The sequence below is a fragment of the Chlorobaculum sp. 24CR genome (assembly GCF_004118635.1).
Taxonomy (GTDB): Bacteria; Bacteroidota; Chlorobiia; order Chlorobiales; family Chlorobiaceae; genus Chlorobaculum.
The window spans coordinates 64,477-80,009 of the sequence record NZ_SDGU01000061.1; the positions used below are offsets into that span (position 1 = coordinate 64,477).

A 15,533-nucleotide genomic window follows, 5' to 3' on the forward strand; every position below is an offset into this window, starting at 1 on the left:
TCCCTTCAGAGTTGAAAGCTGCTAAATTGTTTCTCAGCATGAAAATTCTTAAATTAAAAACTGAAGGTATTCTATGAAAGCGATTTGAGAAAAAAAACAGACAGAGTGTGAGATAGATGGCCAGAAGAAATTTCAAGGTTCTTTATGTCTCTGGCGAGGGTTCCCCTTTTGTAAGGCTCAGTTCTCTGGCCGACTACATGGCATCATTTCCCCAGGCGCTCGAAGAGGAAGGATTCGAGGCGCGCATTATGATGCCCAAATACGGTATCATCAACGACCGGAAATTCCGTTTGCATGATGTGCTCAGGCTGTCGGACATCGAAGTCCCTCTCAAGGACAAGACCGACATGCTGAACATAAAGGTTACCGCCCTTCCGTCAAGCAAGATTCAAACCTATTTTCTCTATAACGAGAAATATTTCAAGCGTTACGGACTTTTCTCCGACATTCCGCTCGGAGGCGACCACAAGGGCAGCGCTGAACGAATCATTTTTTTCAGCGTCGGCGTCATGGAGACGCTCGTGCGCCTCGGCTGGCAGCCGGACATCATCCATTGCCACGACTGGCATGCGGGGTTGGTGGCGCTGCTTGCCAAGACGCGCTACGCCAAACACGACTTCTTTAAAAAAGTGAAGGTCGTACAGACTGTTCACAACGTCTATCGCCAAGGGATTTTCCAGCCGAAAGCGTTCCAGAAGCATCTCGACCCGGAGGTGTTCGACGCGCTCGAAAAGGATGGCGACACGGTCAACCTGCTGGCTACCGGCATAAAACATGCCGACCTGGTCACCACTACGTCGGATCGCTACGCCCGCCAGATCGCGGCTGATCCGGAGCTTTCGTTCGGCATGGACAAAGCGCTGAATGCTTGCGGCGAGCGCTTCCACGGCATTCTCAACGGCATGGATACCCGCCAGTGGAACCCCTCCGCCGACAAGCTCATCAAGAAGCGCTACAGTGCCGAACAGCCCGAACTGAAGCTCGAAGACAAGAAGGTGCTGCTCGATGAGGTTGGCCTGCCGTTTTCCGAAGAGACTCCCGTCGTGGGCGTGATTGCGAGCTTCGATGCTTTCCAGGGCGCGGAGCTCGTCAAAGAGAGCCTCACGAGGCTGCTCGAACTCGACCTTCAGCTCATTGTGTTCGGTTCGGGCGACAAGGAGTTCGACCAGGCGCTCAAGGAGACTGCGGAGGAAAACGCGGAAAAGATGGCCTTTCGGCCTGAGTTTACCGATGCGTTCTACCACCAGATGATCGCCGGACTCGATATTCTGCTCATGACCTCCCGCATCGAAGCGTGTGGCATGATGCAGATGTTTGCTCAAAACTACGGCACTGTGCCGGTTGCCTACGCTGGCGGTGGCATCGTGGACACCATCGAGGAGGTTTCCGGCGACAAGGGCACGGGCTTTATTTTCACCGACTATACGCCCGATGCGCTGACCTCGAAGCTCCAGGAGGCGCTGGCGCTCTTCGCCGACAAGGAGCGCTGGAGCGCGCTCATGCTGGAGTGCATGGGGCGCGACTTCTCGTGGAGCGCTTCAACCGGGCAGTATGCCGAACTTTACCGTAACCTGCTTGGATGAAATAAGTTCTATGGAGAGTGTGAAGGTTCTTTTTCTTGACAGGGACGGTACGATTAACCGCGATATCGGCAGCTACGTTTCGAGCCGCGAGGAGTTCATCCTGATTGACCGGGCTGACGAGGCCATCGCGCTTGCGCGCGAGGCGGGGTTCCGCATCGTGCTCATCACCAACCAGGCGGGCATCGCGCGCGGCATCGTGACGCCGCGTGATGTCGAGGATGTCAACGACTACCTCAATGAATTGCTGGCGGAGCGCCAGACCTCGTTCGACCGCTGCTACTACTGCCCGGCGCACCCCAATTTTCCCCACCCCGAGTACGACCGTTTCATCGACCACCGCAAGCCATCGCCCCGCATGGTGGAGCAGGCCATCGCTGACCTGCGCGAGGAGGGCATCGGGGTCGATCGCGACTCCTCGTTCTTCATCGGCGACAAGCTGATCGACGTTGAGTGCGGCCAGCGGGCCGGGCTGAAGACGATTCTCGTCAGAACCGGCCACAACGAGGAGGCGCTCTGCGCGGAGCGCCAGATTTTTCCGGATCATGTCGCCGACGACCTCTACCAGGCCGTGACCGGCTTTGTGCTTTCGAGGAAGGCAACAGCAGGGGACTGAAAGGACGGAAAGGACTTCAGGGGTGGCAAGGGAAAGAATCGATTTCGGCTTGTCGGACACATCAAGATAAAGGCTCCCGATGATCTGCCTCTACGTGCACATTCCTTTCTGCCGGGAGCGCTGCCCTTATTGTGACTTTTTTCTGGTCACCAAACCCGGCTTCGTCGAGCGCTTTTTTGAGGCGCTTGCCGTCGAAACCACGGCGAAAGCGCCGCTCTTCGCAGGCCAGGTGATCGAGGCGATTCACTTCGGCGGCGGTACGCCGTCACTGGTTTCGCCCTCCTTCATCGGCGCATGGCTGTCGCAGGTTTCCGGCCTGGCCCAAATCTCCTCCGAAACCGAAATCACGCTCGAAGCCAACCCCGAAGATCTTTCGCCCGCCTCGCTCGACGCGCTGAAAGCCGTTGGCGTCAACCGCCTCTCCATCGGCGTCCAGTCCTTTGCTGACCGCAAGCTCCGGGCGCTCGGACGGGCGCATTCGGCTGCCGATGCCCGCCGGGTCGTCTCCGAAGCGCTCGAACGCTTTCGGTCGGTCAGCGTCGATCTGATGTGCGGCGCGGAGGGGGAGACGCTCGCCGAATGGGAGGGCGACCTTCGCGCGGCGCTCGACCTTCGTTTGCAGCACATTTCGGTTTACATGCTCACGCTCGAAGAGAAGACCCGCCTGTGGCGCGACGTGCAGAAAGGCCTTCGCCGCCTGCCCGGCGAAGAGGCGCAGGCGGCGATGTACCGGCTGGCGGCGGAGCTGCTCTGCGGCGCGGGGTATCGCCACTACGAAATTTCCAACTTTGCGCTCGAAGGCCGCCACTCGCGCTACAACCTCGCGAGCTGGATGCGCGAGCCGTACCTCGGTTTCGGTCCGGCGGCGCACAGCTTTATCGTCAGTTCCGGGGCTCAGACGCGCTTCTCGAACGCGAGCAGCCTCACGAAGTACCTCGCCGACGCCGCCGGGGCGGTCGATTTCCGCGAGGCGCTGACCGAGGCGCAGCGCTTTGACGAAGAGGTTTTTCTCTCCCTGAGAATCCGCCGTCCGCTCTCTGTTGGGTTTTTGCGAAAAGGGCATAAATTAGGGCATCAGCATCTCGATTCCGTGCTTGCCGCGTTACAGGAAAAAGGGTGGATCGAACTCGATGGCGGCGCGGTGTCGCTCACCGAAGCGGGCTTTCTTTTCGCCGATCTCGTCGCCGCCGAACTGCTTTCGGAGTGAGCGCCCGGCTGATACCGAATTGTCAACAACCAGTCCCGAATGACCTACAGAAGCGTTAACCGGATCATCGCCGCCGGTATATTTCTTGTCGCCGAAGCGCTCTATCTCTCGACGATGGCCCCGACTTTTTCGTTCTGGGACTGCGGCGAGGTGATCGCCACTTCGCATACTCTCGGCATTCCGCATCCCCCCGGCGCGCCGCTCTACCTGCTCGTCGGCCACCTCTTTTCGCTGCTTCCGTTTTTTGACGACATCGGCGCTCGCCTCAACTTTTTCAGTACGCTCATCAGCTCGACGACCATCATGCTGACCTGGCTGATCATCGTCCGGCTGATCGCGCTCTACCGGGGGACGAAGCCGGAGGGCTGGAGCCTGCCGGAAAAGATCGCGGCCTGGGGCGGCGCGGCGGTGGGCGCTCTGGCGCTCGCCTTTTCGGACAGCTTCTGGTTCAACGCCACGGAAACCGGCCTTTGGGCGGCCTCGTCGCTCCTGACCGCCACCATCTTCTGGATGATGCTTTGCTGGCACGACGAAGACCCCGCGCCCGGCAGCGAGCGGTGGCTGCTCGGCGTGATCTACATGATCGGCCTTTCCATCGGCGTACACCTGCTCTGCCTGCTCGCGCTCTTCTCGCTGGTGCTGATCTACTATTTCAAGAAGTACACGGTTACGCCGAAATCGTTCAGCCTGATGGCGCTCTTCAGCCTCGGCCTGTTTTTCCTGATCTACAAGCTGATTATCAAAGGCATCCCGGTGCTGCTCGTCACCACCTCGTGGTGGGGGCTGATCGCCGTGCTCGCGGCACTGATTTCCGGCATCTGGTACAGCCACCAGAAACGCATCCCGTTGATGAATCTCGCGCTGCTCTCGGTGGTGCTGCTCATCCTCGGCTACACCTCGTACGTGCTGATCTTCGTGCGCGCCCACGCCGGGCCGCCGATCAACGAGAACGATCCCTCGACGCTCCAGGCCTTTTTCTCCTACGTCAACCGCGAGCAGTATGGCGAGTGGCCGCTGTGGCCGCGCCGCTGGTCGCCGGAGCCGGTCTATCAGTACTTCTACCAGAAATATTCGAGCGAGTGGGACTACTTCTGGCGCTACCAGCTCAACCAGATGTACCTGCGCTATTTCGGATGGCAGTTCATCGGGCGCTCCTCGGATGTCGAAGGGGCGGTGGTCGATTGGGGAAAGCTGTGGGGATTGCCGTTTCTCGTGGGTCTGTTCGGGGCGTGGTCTCATTTCCGGAAAAACTGGAAGATGGCGCTGCCCGTGGCGGTGCTTTTTGCCATGACCGGCGTGATTCTGGTGCTCTATCTCAACCAGCCGGAGCCTCAGCCGCGCGAGCGCGACTACAGCTACGTCGGCAGCTTTTTCGCCTTCGCGCTCTGGATCGGCATCGGCGTCGAGCGGCTCTTTGCCTGGCTCTCCGCAAAGATGAAGTCGCTGGATACGAAGCAGCTCACCTGGCTCGCCATCGCGGTGGTGGCGTCCGGCCTCCTGTCGATCAACGGGCGGATGCTCATGGCCAACTACCGCACCCACGACCGCTCCGGCAATTACGTGCCGTGGGACTGGGCGTGGAACATGTTGCAGAGTTGCGACAAGGACGCCATTCTCTTCACCAACGGCGACAACGACACCTTTCCGCTCTGGTATCTTCAGGAGGTGGAGCATATCCGCACCGACGTGCGCGTGGTCAATCTGAGCCTGGCCAACACCGGCTGGTACCTGCTGCAACTCAAGCACGACAGCCCGCGCGGGGCCAAACCGGTCAATATCGAAATGCGCGACGACGACCTCGGCAACATCTCCTACGTGCCGGTCGATTCGGTCGAGGTGGCCGTTCCGGCGGGGCGCGAGGCGCGAAAGCTCTACGACGACGCGCGGCGTTCCGGCGTCACCCTGCCGGGCGCGCCCTCCGACTCGCTGCGCTGGACGCTGAGGCCCGCCCTCACCTACCAGGGGACGGGATTCCTCCGCCCGCAGGACATCGCCGTCTATGCCATCGTGGTGGACAACTACGGCAAGCGCCCGATCTACTTCGCGCTGACCGTCGATCCTGCCGAAATGACCGGCCTCGACCGCAACCTGCGCCTCGAGGGTCTTGTCTATCGCGTCGTACCGCTCAGGAGCGCCTCGGCGCTGAGCTTCGCCGACCCAGGTACGCTCTACGGCAATCTGTTCAACGTTTACCGCTATCGCAATACCGGCAATCTTGCCGTCAATATCGAAGAAACCTCGCGGAATCTGCTTGGCAACTATCCGCCGCTTTTCGTGCGTCTGGCCATTACGCTCGCCGCTTCGCCGGACGCGCCGGTAATGGCGCCGGACGCTTCCGGCGCTCGCAAAACCGTGCGGTCGGGGAGTCTCTCGCTCGACGTGCTTGACCGCTACTCCCGGCTCTTCCCGCTCGTCCGCTTTCCGGTGACGCCGAAGCTCGCCGCATCGGTCGCTACGCTCTATGCCGCAGGCGGTGCAAACGAGAAAGCATATCCGTATATTCACTATCTTGAAACGCTGGCCGCTCAGAGCAGCGCGGGCGCGGAACCCGAACTGTACTTCACACTGGCCCAGGCCTACCGCGCGGCGGGCAGGGTTCGCGAGGCGGATCGTGTCATGAAAGAACTGGAAATGGCCCTTCCCGAACTGCGGAGGCGTCTGGATTCACTCAAGCAATAGTTTGTAATTTTCAATGAGCAATATTCACGCAACAGCGCTCATCGGCTCCGGAGCCGTACTTGGCGAAGGGGTTGAGATCGGCCCTTATACCGTGATCGAGAGCGATGTGGTTATCGGCGACCGGACGGTCATCGGGCCTCACGTCCACATCGCCGACGGGGCGCGCATCGGCGTCGAGTGCCGGATTTCGTCGGGAGCGGTGCTTTCGACCGCGCCTCAGGATCTCAAATACGCAGGGGAGAAAACGTACCTCCACATTGGCGACCGGACGGTCATCCGCGAGTACGTCACCCTGAACCGGGGCACCAAGGCGAGCGGCAAAACCGTGGTCGGCTCCGACAATCTCATCATGGCCTACGTTCACGCGGGCCACGACTGCGTGATCGGCAACCATGTGGTGATCGCCAACTCGGTGCAGTTCGGCGGTCACTGCCAGGTGGGCGACTACGTCGTTGTCGGTGGACTGGCCGGAGTGCACCAGTTCGTCAGGATCGGACGGTACTCGATGGTTGGCGGCATCTCCCGCGCGGCGCTCGACGTGCCGCCCTTCGTTATGGCGGGCGGCCACGCCTCGTTCCGCTACGAAGGACTCAACGTGCTCGGCCTCAAGCGGCGCGGCTTCGGTTCCGAACAGCTCGGCAACATCCGCAACGCGTACCGCATCATTTTCCAGTCGGGCCTGTTGCTCTCCAAAGCGCTCGAAGCGGTGCGCAACGATCTTCCGCAAACGCCGGAGGTGCTGGAAATCCTCGACTTCTTCGCATCGGGAGAGCATGGCAGGAAGTTCCTCAAACCCTTCAAATCTTAAGCAGTTACGGTTATGCCATCATGGGCGCTCGGCATCGATCTCGGCGGGACGAACATCAAGACAGCGGTTGTCGATGAGGCGGAGGGGATTCTCTTCGAGGATACCCGGCCGACCGATGTGGCCGCCGGTCCGGACGGCGTCGTGCGGCAACTGGCGTTCATGGCCAGCGAACTCTGCCAGCGCGCCGCCGACACGCTCGACGCCGACCTCTTTGCCGGAATCGGCCTCGGCGCTCCGGGGGCGGTCGATGCCGCGAAGGGCACCCTCTCCTATCCGCCGAACCTTCCCGGCTGGGGGCGTTACGCTCTGCGCGAAGAGCTCCAGCTCCGCCTCGAACAAGACCACGGCCTCCGCTCGCCCGTCATCATCGAAAACGACGCCAACGCTGCGGCCTACGGCGAGGCGATCTTCGGCGGCGGCAACGCCTTTCGCGACTTCATGCTGGTGACGCTCGGCACCGGCGTTGGCGGCGGCATCATTCTCGACCGCAAGCTCTATCGCGGCCCGACTGGCACGGCGGGGGAGATCGGGTTCATGATCGTCGATTTCGAGGGCGAGAGCGTTCACGCGGGCATCCGGGGCACCATCGAGGGGCTGATCGGCAAGGAGCGTATCGTCGAAATGGCGTGCAGCACGGAGATGGGCTCGGAGCGCTCGCCGCGCCTCGCGGAGCTGTGCAGCCGCGATTTTTCCCGCCTTTCGCCTCGACATCTCGAACAGGCGGCCAAGGAGGGGGACGCCGCGGCGTTGCGCACCTGGGAGCGGATCGGCTCCATTCTCGGCGTCGGGCTGGCCAACGTCACCGCGCTGATGGACATCCGCAAGTTCGTGATCGGCGGCGGCATCGCGGCGGCGGGCGAGCTGATTTTCAAGCCGGCCATGATGCAACTGCACCGCTCGACTCTGCCCTCGATGCACGATGGGCTGGAGATCGTGCCGGCCCGGCTCGGCAACAAGGCCGGAATCTACGGCGCGGCGGCGCTCTGCTTCAACGCCGAAAAATCATCCGGACTCGATGCTTGAAGGACTGACGCACCTGCTTTTTCCGGCGGTCTGCACCCTCTGCCAGAAGCCGCTCGACAAGGGCGAAGAGCCGATCTGCGCCGGATGCTTCGATGAATTCAACCCGTTTCCCGGCGCTCTTGCCGGAAGCGCGGCGCTCAAAAGCACCGTGCGTGCGCACTTCGGCGAGAGGGCGGTTCCGCCAGCCGCGTGCAGCCTCTATCCCTACCAAAGCAGCGGCAAGCTGCACGAAGCGATGCACTCCATGAAATATGGCGGCCTGTTTCCCCTCGGCGAACTGTTCGGTCGTCGGCTCGGCGAGCTGCTCCGGCAGGGCGGCGATCCTGCTCCGTTCGACGCCATCGTGCCGGTGCCGCTGCATTCGCTCAAGCGCATCGAGCGCACCTACAACCAGGCCGAGGTGATTGCTCGCGGCATGGCCGAAGTGCTCGGCCTGCCCGTTGCAACGAAGTGCATCGAGCGCTGCCTCTACACCGGCTCGCAGACCGGGCTTGGCATGGAGGCGCGGCGCGACAACATGGCGGGAGCCTTCCGTCCGGGACGCGAGCGCTGCCCCGCGCGGGTGCTGCTGGTGGACGACGTGCTCACGACCGGCGCGACGATGGTGGCTGCGGCGGAGGCGCTGAAAACCGCCGGGGCGGCGGAGGTGGCTTTCGCGACTGTTGCCCTCACCGAAAAGGAGTAGCCGGAGATGGATCTTTTTTACGTGCTGCCGCAGCAGCTCGACCTCGACCATGCCCGCGCCGTGATCGACGGCGAACAGTTCCACCATCTCGCCCGTGTCTTGCGCTGCCAGCCGGGCGACCTGGTGCCCATCACCGACGGCGCGGGCATGGCGGCGGAGCTGGCGGTCGAGGCCATCGGCAAGCACTCGCTCGAAGGCGCGATCAAGAACCCGCTCCACGTACCGCCGCCCGCAACGCAAGTGACCGTCGCGCTGTCGCTCCTGAAGTTGCCGCAGCGCTTCGACCTCTTCCTCGAAAAAGCGACCGAACTCGGCGTCGCCCGCATTGTGCCGATGATGACCAAACGCACCGTCTCGACGCCCGACTCCGGCAAGATCGAGCGCAAGCTCGAACGGTGGCGCGGCATTGTGCAGTCAGCCGCCCGCCAGAGCCGCCGCCTCCATCTTCCCGAACTCATGCCGCCGCTTGTTTTTCGCGAGGCGCTCTCGCTCGACGGCTACGATCTGCGCATGATCGCCCACGAAAGCGAAGAGAGCTTTCCCTCGTTCGAGCCAGCCGGGAAAAAGATACTCTTCCTCGTTGGCGGCGAGGGGGGCTTCACCGATGCCGAAGTCGCCGAAGCGGTCGGGGCCGGATTCACGCCGGTGTCGTTCGGCGCGTCGGTGCTGCGGGCCGAGACCGCCGGACTCTTCGCCGTCGCCCTCGTCCGCTCGATGCTCCTCGCCGAAGCCGATCCCGCAAAGCGTCTCTGAGCGGTCAGCGTTACCAAGTCCGTCGCCATGGATTTCCCAAAATCGAAATCGATTTCCATCTCCGCGTCTTTCCCTTCGATCAGCGATGTTGGCTCCAAAAAAAGAGGCGCTGGCGAACGCTGTTGCGGTCGAATCACTTTTTGCAGTGATGCGGCGGGCGGCTTACATTGAAGGAAGTTTTCCCAATGATGTACGCTGCCGCATTGCCATGAACCGGATGAACACACCGCAATTCAACAAGATCGCCGTGCTGGTCTCGACGCTGCTGATCTCCGCGCTCTTTCTGACGATGATCCGGCAGTTTCTGGTGACGATTCTGCTTGCCGGAATTTTTACCGGCCTCGTCTATCCACTGTTCAACTGGTTTATCACGCTAACCCGAGGCCACCGGAGCCTGAGCGCCAGCCTGACCCTGTTCATCTTTTTCATGATGGTTTTCCTGCCGCTTCTGGCAGTGTTTACCGTGGTGATCCTTCAGGCGGTCTCCCTGAGCAGTACGGCCATTCCGCTGATTCGCGAACAGCTTCGCGATCCGGCAGGGTTCATGCACATGCTGTCGAGCCTCTCTTTCTACAAGGATATAGAGAGCTACAGCGACCTGATTCTCGAAAAAGCCGCTGAAATTCTCGGCAATCTCGGTTCGTCGGTCATCAGCAGTTTTTCGGCGATCACCTGGTCGGCGCTCTACGATCTGGTGCTTTTTATCATTTTCTGGTACGCCATGTTCTTTTTGCTTCGGGACGGGCACGAGCTTCTGGAGCGCATCAAGTACTACCTTCCCCTGAACGAGAACGATCAGAAGCGCCTGTTCGACCGTTTCGTATCGGTCACGCGGGCCTCGCTGAAAGGCTCGCTCATCATCGCCCTCATTCAGGGCACTCTGGCCGGTTTCGCTTTTTATTTGGCCGGGATCAACCAGGCAGTGTTCTGGGGCGCGATCATGGCGACGCTCTCGCTCTTGCCGCTCATCGGCTCGCCGCTGATCTGGGTTCCGGCGGTCATCATCCTGGCCTTGTCGGGCGACTACGCCCAGGCGATCGGGCTGCTGCTGTTTTGCAGCATTGTCGTCGGCCAGATCGACAACGTGCTTCGCCCGATTCTGGTGGGGCGCGATACGAGTATGCACGAGCTGTTCATCTTTTTCGGTACGCTGGGCGGCATCGGCATGTTCGGCCTGCCCGGCTTTATCATCGGCCCGGTCATCGCCGCGCTGTTCGTGACGGTGTGGGATATTTACGGCGAGACCTTCAGCGAGTCGCTGATGGAAAGGAATTCCGGCGGGGGAATTTCGGCAGGAGGACAGGGCGAGCCGAAATAAAACTCACGCAAAAAACGTCGGCAAACGCAAAAGGCCGACCCGGTTTTTTCTGCCGGGTCGGCCTTTTGCATGAAGTCCGGTCAAACCTGATGCCAATCAGTCAACCCTGACCACCTCTTCGGCGGAGAAGAAGAACGAGCCTTCGATGGCGGCGTTCTCGGCGGAGTCGGAGCCGTGGACGATGTTCTCGCCCTTGCTGTCGGCATAGAGCTTGCGGACGGTGCCCTCGTCGGCCTGCGCCGGATCGGTCGCGCCGATCAGCGTGCGGAAGTCCGCTACGGCGTTCTCTTTTTCGAGAATCATCGGTACGCACGGGCCGGAGGACATGAACTCCACCAGCTCGCCGTAGAACGGGCGCTCTTTGTGCACGGCGTAGAATGCGCCGGCGGTCTCTTTGGTGAGGCGGGTTTTCTTCATCGCCACGATGCGGAAACCGGCGCGTTCGATCTGGTCGGTGACAGCGCCGATGAGCTGCTTGCGCACGCAATCGGGCTTGAGGATGGTAAGGGTACGTTCCATGGTGGAGGTCTGCATTTTGTTCTGAAAAAGTTGCCCGCGAAGATACGAAAAAAGATTCGGATTTTGGTCAACCGCCGCGCGTCGCCGCAGCCGTCAAGAGGCGTCGATGCGGGCGAGCAGCTCTTTCATCGGCTGGTAGGTGACCGGCAGAAAGTCGCTGTAAGCGAGCAGCACCGCGCCTGCTTCGTCGATGAGCACGTAGGCTCGCTGCGCCATGCCGAGGAAGCCGAGTGCGTCGTAGGCTTTGGCGGCGGTGCGCTGCTGGTCGCTCAGGAGCAGGAAGGGGAGTTCGTGCTTTTCGGCGAATTGCTTGTGCGATTCAGGGCTGTCGCCGCTGATGCCGATGACCTCGATTCCCCGGCTGGTGAAGGCGGTGACGTTGTTGCGGTAGTCGCAAAGCTGCGCGGTGCAGACCGGCGTATCGTCGCCGGGGTAAAAGATCAGGAGCACTTTGCGGCCTTTGAACTCCGACAGGGAGACCATCTTCCCGTTGCTGTCGGGAAGCGTGAAATCCGGGGCGATTTTGCCTTGTTCGATCATCATTCCTCCTCATTTTCCATTTTCAGATGCGCTGTTCGAGTTTCGTCCTACACCAATGCCCCCGGCGCGTTTTCCGTTCACTGCGATGAGAGTGAATGGTCGTATCGATCATTGACGATACGGTTGACTTGGCAGCAGCGCGATCTGGAATGGCGCAAAAGAAATTCACCCAGAATCTAACACAGGTTTATCACGAGACAGGTGATTGTGAAAGCGCAGCTTCGCTCTGTCGCAAGCTGAATCTGCGATGAGTGGCACGCCGCCAAGTGTCGGAATTACCCGAACAGATTACAGCGAGGGATGGGATGAGGTTTTTTATACGACACTATCGCCTTGATATGGTACTAATGCTGGTAAGTGTCACTAAGCTTGGATAAAATGACGTGATTGAATATGAAATTATTTTATTGCCTCAAACACATATGAGCCGATCAAGGAACCGATTACTCCTAAAACTATTGTAGTTATTCCTGAAATAGTAAGTGACCATAATGGATGCTTTTTAATGAAGTCTGTGATTCTGTAGAACAATGCCTTTCGGATTCGCTGAATTTCATTCAGGCATAAGTTAATCGTTTCTTCGGAAACCCTCTCTTTCCTTAAACGCTCTACACAATCTGAACAGATGATAGGGCTATGGCATGAGTATATCACATCGGTTTTGATTCCATTCATATCGAATAGACAGCCTCGTGTCTCATCATGTGTAAAATCCGAAATCTCTTTGTTTTCGGGGATTCGATTACCGCTACGCTTATAAGCAAGGGTATATGCATAAAGAAGGCGATATATTAGGTTTTCCAAGGGGATATTCGAGAATCTAAGAATCTCTTTAATCTCGTGGAACGAAACAACAACCCTATTAGATGATAGTCTCCTTGAATACCAATTATGCTCTATTGGTACATTCACAATAGCGATTAAAAATTCGCCATTGAATCTACTCGGAAGAACTCTTTCAAGGGTTATATCGGTAAATTCCCAACTATTTCCGTCTGAATTACAGGGTATTGTGTAGCTTTCTATCCCATCGATTATTTCAAATACGGAAGACCTCCATTCTTTAACCTTTTTTCTGTTGAAGTCAGCGGGCATGTGGCCAACTGTAGCTACGGTTATTTTGGTTTTAGACATTGCCGCTTTCCAATCATAATAATATTTCAATTGCCTTTACATAGAATTACTTTTTCAATATAAGCATTGAAATGCACTTATCGATTATTCCACCCTAAGCTCACTCCCCCAATATTGCGCTGATCGTCTCGTCAACCTTCTGCTCCGGTTTCACCCCAGAATCGCCAGGCCTTTGCGATCGATCAAATCAAGCAGGCGTTGCGCGGCTCCGCTGGGCTTTTTCAGACCTTGTTCCCATTGTTGCACTGTCGTTTTGCCGATGCCGAGGAGGGCGGCAAAAACGGCCTGGCTGACATGGTTGGCCGTGCGAATGCGACGGATGTCATCCGGGCCGAATGGCTGTTTGGTCGGTAGGCAAAGCGCCTCGACCGCACGCATCGTCACTTCGTCCATAACGCCAGCTTTGAAAAGGTCTTGCGCCATCTCGTTGGCTATATCCAGAATCTCACTCATCAATCTGTACCTCCCAGATAACATTTGTCGATAAAAGCACTGCGACACGCTCGTCGGTTGCCGAAACAAACGACTCGGCAGCAAGGCTCAGCGCGGATTTTTCCCTGTCCGAAATGTTGGCTTTGTCGCTCTTTGCAAAGGCATACAGAAAAATGATCCGTTCAGCGTTGGGCTTCTTGTAACCCACAAGCACACGATAGCCACCGCTTTTGCCGCCGCCTTGCCGAGGCAACCGCTTCTTGAACAGGCCGCCACCAAGATCAGCCTCAACCTTACCTGCCGCGATCTCTCTGGCAGCTTTCAGCAAGACCGCATCGGCCATTCCCTAGCGGCGCGCCCAGTGGTTGAACCATTTGTTCATGAAAACCCTCATGAGGAAATGTATCACTTGGTGATATATATTGCAAACCAAATGTTGACGTTCAGTGTTCCGTCTCTTTGCCCCTCTTCACTCTCCCAATATTGCGCTGATCTGCTTGTTATGTTCGAGCAGTGCTCTCTATAGCCGCTCCTGTTCGTGCTAACCGGCGGCGGATCGGAGTTGCGCGATGCAGATTTGCGAAAAATTACTGGGCATGTCGCATCCTAATGCAATCCTGGTTAGGAAAAATCTTGCAAGGTTACAGGCCCCGGATGAAAAAGCAATGATGGAGTTCATTGCTCCAAAGCTTTCCCGATTTTTTACTTTGAACACCATTCCGCTACACTGTCTCGAAAAGCAGACTGCTATTTTTTCCCGCCACTTTTCGCCTCCTGCTCGACCAAAATTCGCCCGACTCGTTTGCCGTTCATTTTGATCACCTTGAAGACCAGGCCGTTCCAGCGGACGGCGTCGGAGACCGACGGCACCTCGCCGAGGCGGGTCATGATGAAGCCGCCCATCGTGTCGGATCGCGGCTCGTCCTCCTCGAAGAATTTGTCGGCTTCGAGGTTGAAGGCTACGAGGAACTCATCGACCGGCAACATGCCATCGACCAGCCAGGTGCGCTCGCTCCGGCGCACGATGCGCTTCTCTTTGCCCTCGACGTCGTCTGCCGGAACGTCGCCGACGATGCTTTCGAGCACGTCGGTGAGCGTGATCGTTCCCTGCACCGAGCCGTGCTCGTCGATGACCAGCGCCAGGTGGGCGCGGTTTTTCCGGAAGAGTTCGAGCACGTGAAAGGCGGGCACCGATTCGGGCACGAAGAGCGGCGGTTGCATCGACGCCCGGATCGCCTCGCGAATGCTGCGTTTCGAGGTGAGGCTGAAGTTGACCAGATCGAGAGACCTGACCACCCCCTGAAGTTCGTCGAGTCCGCCCTTCGCCACCGGAAAGCGCGAGCGCCCGCTGGCCCTGATGCGCGCTACCAGCTCCTCGTCGGGCCGGTCCAGGTCGAGCCACTCGATTTCGCTGCGCGGCGTCATGATGGCGCTGGCCCGCTTGTCGCTCATGCGGAAAATCCTCGAAATCATCTCGTACTCGACCGACTCGAACACCCCTTTTTTGGCGCCCTGCCGGATCATGAGCATCACATCCTCATCGCTGACCTGCGGCTTTTCGCCCGCCTCGACGCCGAACGCGCGGAGCACCAAGGCGGCTGACGCTTCGGCAAGAAGCACCGCCGGAGAGCTGATGGCGCAGAGTTTGTCCATGATGCCGGCCATTTTCACGGCGATGGATTCGGGGTGCCGCAGGGCGAATTTTTTCGGAAGCAGCCTGCCGACGACGTGCGAGACGTAGGCCAGCGAAGCAATCACGAGCGCGAGCGCAAGGGGGAGCCGCCAGGCTTCGGGCAGGCCGATGCGACCAAAGAGGGCGGCGAGTGGCTCGGAGAAGAACAGCCCGCCAAGAACGCCCGTCAGGGTGGCGACCAGGGTGGCGGTCACTTTGACGGATGAGAGAAACCGGGCGGCGTTATCCTGAAGTTTCAGCGCAACGGAGGCCGACGCATACCCGGCTTCCCGCAACTCGCGCAGCCGGGAGGGACTCGAAGAGATGATGGCGAACTCTCCGAGGGAGAGCACTCCTTCGATGAGGATCAAGAAGAGGATGAAGAGCGCTTCCGCGCTGTGGGAATTCATAGGTTAAAGTTCGGTGAATCTGCGGCTGTCGCCTCGATATATCTCAAGATACTTCAATACCTTCACATAACCGGCCTGGAGCGCTGAACGTTTCATTGCGGCGAGTTGCCGCCGCCGTGACGGGGAGGCTTGAACGGGGGAGAAATTCTGTGTAACA

General features: G+C 59.0%; 15 protein-coding genes. 9 read left to right on the forward strand and 6 right to left on the reverse strand.

Features of this window, described 5'->3' with window-relative positions; translation table 11 throughout:
* Positions 1-116 precede the first annotated feature (116 nt).
* The 9 genes from EST62_RS10990 to EST62_RS11030 all read left to right on the forward strand — a co-directional run bounded on the left by EST62_RS10990 (position 117) and on the right by EST62_RS11030 (position 10,669).
* Entirely contained in the window at positions 117-1,583 is a 1,467-nt protein-coding gene (locus EST62_RS10990; RefSeq protein ID WP_129052123.1) for a starch synthase, read from the forward strand.
* 10 nt (positions 1,584-1,593) lie between these two features.
* The gene (locus EST62_RS10995) at positions 1,594-2,196 is read left to right on the forward strand and encodes an HAD-IIIA family hydrolase (protein WP_129052124.1); all 603 of its coding nucleotides are present in this window, start codon (positions 1,594-1,596) and stop codon (positions 2,194-2,196) included.
* Between the two features lie 79 nt (positions 2,197-2,275).
* Positions 2,276-3,403, forward strand: a complete 1,128-nt coding sequence (hemW, locus tag EST62_RS11000) for a radical SAM family heme chaperone HemW (RefSeq protein ID WP_129052125.1) — start codon at positions 2,276-2,278, stop codon at positions 3,401-3,403.
* Between the two features lie 39 nt (positions 3,404-3,442).
* Positions 3,443-6,082 carry a DUF2723 domain-containing protein gene (locus EST62_RS11005; RefSeq protein ID WP_167599324.1) on the forward strand — a complete coding sequence of 880 codons (2,640 nt, stop codon included), beginning with the start codon at positions 3,443-3,445 and terminating at the stop codon, positions 6,080-6,082.
* A 13-nt stretch (positions 6,083-6,095) separates the two neighbouring features.
* The gene (lpxA, locus tag EST62_RS11010; RefSeq protein WP_129052127.1) at positions 6,096-6,890 is read left to right on the forward strand and encodes an acyl-ACP--UDP-N-acetylglucosamine O-acyltransferase; all 795 of its coding nucleotides are present in this window, start codon (positions 6,096-6,098) and stop codon (positions 6,888-6,890) included.
* Positions 6,891-6,902: 12 nt separating this feature from the next.
* On the forward strand, positions 6,903-7,913 hold the full coding sequence (locus EST62_RS11015) for an ROK family protein (RefSeq protein ID WP_129052128.1): 1,011 nt from the start codon (positions 6,903-6,905) through the stop codon (positions 7,911-7,913).
* The gene (locus tag EST62_RS11020) at positions 7,906-8,598 is read left to right on the forward strand and encodes a ComF family protein (RefSeq protein ID WP_129052129.1); all 693 of its coding nucleotides are present in this window, start codon (positions 7,906-7,908) and stop codon (positions 8,596-8,598) included. The genes EST62_RS11015 and EST62_RS11020 overlap by 8 nt, the downstream gene beginning before the upstream one ends.
* 6 nt (positions 8,599-8,604) lie before the next feature.
* Positions 8,605-9,351: a 16S rRNA (uracil(1498)-N(3))-methyltransferase gene (locus EST62_RS11025; protein WP_129052130.1), complete on the forward strand. Its 747-nt coding sequence runs from the start codon at positions 8,605-8,607 to the stop codon at positions 9,349-9,351.
* Between the two features lie 217 nt (positions 9,352-9,568).
* On the forward strand, positions 9,569-10,669 hold the full coding sequence (locus tag EST62_RS11030) for an AI-2E family transporter (protein WP_129052131.1): 1,101 nt from the start codon (positions 9,569-9,571) through the stop codon (positions 10,667-10,669).
* A 96-nt stretch (positions 10,670-10,765) separates the two neighbouring features.
* Here the strand turns inward: EST62_RS11030 and EST62_RS11035 are convergent, their stop codons facing one another.
* The 6 genes from EST62_RS11035 to EST62_RS11060 all read right to left on the reverse strand — a co-directional run bounded on the left by EST62_RS11035 (position 10,766) and on the right by EST62_RS11060 (position 15,376).
* Entirely contained in the window at positions 10,766-11,188 is a 423-nt protein-coding gene (locus EST62_RS11035) for a nucleoside-diphosphate kinase (RefSeq protein WP_129052132.1), read from the reverse strand.
* A gap of 93 nt (positions 11,189-11,281) precedes the next feature.
* Positions 11,282-11,728 (reverse strand): peroxiredoxin, encoded by a 447-nt coding sequence (locus tag EST62_RS11040; protein WP_129052168.1) that lies wholly within the window; start codon positions 11,726-11,728, stop codon positions 11,282-11,284.
* 399 nt (positions 11,729-12,127) lie between these two features.
* The gene (locus EST62_RS11045; protein WP_209019436.1) at positions 12,128-12,862 is read right to left on the reverse strand and encodes a hypothetical protein; all 735 of its coding nucleotides are present in this window, start codon (positions 12,860-12,862) and stop codon (positions 12,128-12,130) included.
* Between the two features lie 150 nt (positions 12,863-13,012).
* The gene (locus EST62_RS11050; protein ID WP_129052133.1) at positions 13,013-13,315 is read right to left on the reverse strand and encodes a DNA-binding transcriptional regulator; all 303 of its coding nucleotides are present in this window, start codon (positions 13,313-13,315) and stop codon (positions 13,013-13,015) included.
* Positions 13,308-13,637 carry a type II toxin-antitoxin system RelE/ParE family toxin gene (locus EST62_RS11055; protein WP_245153610.1) on the reverse strand — a complete coding sequence of 110 codons (330 nt, stop codon included), beginning with the start codon at positions 13,635-13,637 and terminating at the stop codon, positions 13,308-13,310. Before EST62_RS11055 ends, EST62_RS11050 begins: the two co-directional genes overlap by 8 nt.
* Before the next feature lie 404 nt (positions 13,638-14,041).
* Complete coding sequence (locus tag EST62_RS11060) at positions 14,042-15,376, reverse strand: hemolysin family protein (protein ID WP_129052134.1); 1,335 nt, start codon at positions 15,374-15,376, stop codon at positions 14,042-14,044.
* Positions 15,377-15,533: the final 157 nt, after the last annotated feature.

What these genes read in the sequence shown, in the direction of transcription:
- EST62_RS11030 (WP_129052131.1), top strand. Translation starts at nt 9,569, where the DNA reads ATGAACACACCGCAATTCAACAAGATCGCCGTGCTGGTCTCGACGCTG.
- EST62_RS11040 (WP_129052168.1), bottom strand. Translation starts at nt 11,728, where the DNA reads ATGATCGAACAAGGCAAAATCGCCCCGGATTTCACGCTTCCCGACAGC.
- EST62_RS11025 (WP_129052130.1), top strand. Translation starts at nt 8,605, where the DNA reads ATGGATCTTTTTTACGTGCTGCCGCAGCAGCTCGACCTCGACCATGCC.
- EST62_RS11060 (WP_129052134.1), bottom strand. Translation starts at nt 15,376, where the DNA reads ATGAATTCCCACAGCGCGGAAGCGCTCTTCATCCTCTTCTTGATCCTC.
- EST62_RS11050 (WP_129052133.1), bottom strand. Translation starts at nt 13,315, where the DNA reads ATGAGTGAGATTCTGGATATAGCCAACGAGATGGCGCAAGACCTTTTC.
- EST62_RS11045 (WP_209019436.1), bottom strand. Translation starts at nt 12,862, where the DNA reads ATGTCTAAAACCAAAATAACCGTAGCTACAGTTGGCCACATGCCCGCT.
- EST62_RS11055 (WP_245153610.1), bottom strand. Translation starts at nt 13,637, where the DNA reads ATGGCCGATGCGGTCTTGCTGAAAGCTGCCAGAGAGATCGCGGCAGGT.
- EST62_RS11035 (WP_129052132.1), bottom strand. Translation starts at nt 11,188, where the DNA reads ATGGAACGTACCCTTACCATCCTCAAGCCCGATTGCGTGCGCAAGCAG.
- EST62_RS10995 (WP_129052124.1), top strand. Translation starts at nt 1,594, where the DNA reads ATGGAGAGTGTGAAGGTTCTTTTTCTTGACAGGGACGGTACGATTAAC.
- EST62_RS11005 (WP_167599324.1), top strand. Translation starts at nt 3,443, where the DNA reads ATGACCTACAGAAGCGTTAACCGGATCATCGCCGCCGGTATATTTCTT.
- hemW (WP_129052125.1), top strand. Translation starts at nt 2,276, where the DNA reads ATGATCTGCCTCTACGTGCACATTCCTTTCTGCCGGGAGCGCTGCCCT.
- EST62_RS11020 (WP_129052129.1), top strand. Translation starts at nt 7,906, where the DNA reads ATGCTTGAAGGACTGACGCACCTGCTTTTTCCGGCGGTCTGCACCCTC.
- lpxA (WP_129052127.1), top strand. Translation starts at nt 6,096, where the DNA reads ATGAGCAATATTCACGCAACAGCGCTCATCGGCTCCGGAGCCGTACTT.
- EST62_RS10990 (WP_129052123.1), top strand. Translation starts at nt 117, where the DNA reads ATGGCCAGAAGAAATTTCAAGGTTCTTTATGTCTCTGGCGAGGGTTCC.
- EST62_RS11015 (WP_129052128.1), top strand. Translation starts at nt 6,903, where the DNA reads ATGCCATCATGGGCGCTCGGCATCGATCTCGGCGGGACGAACATCAAG.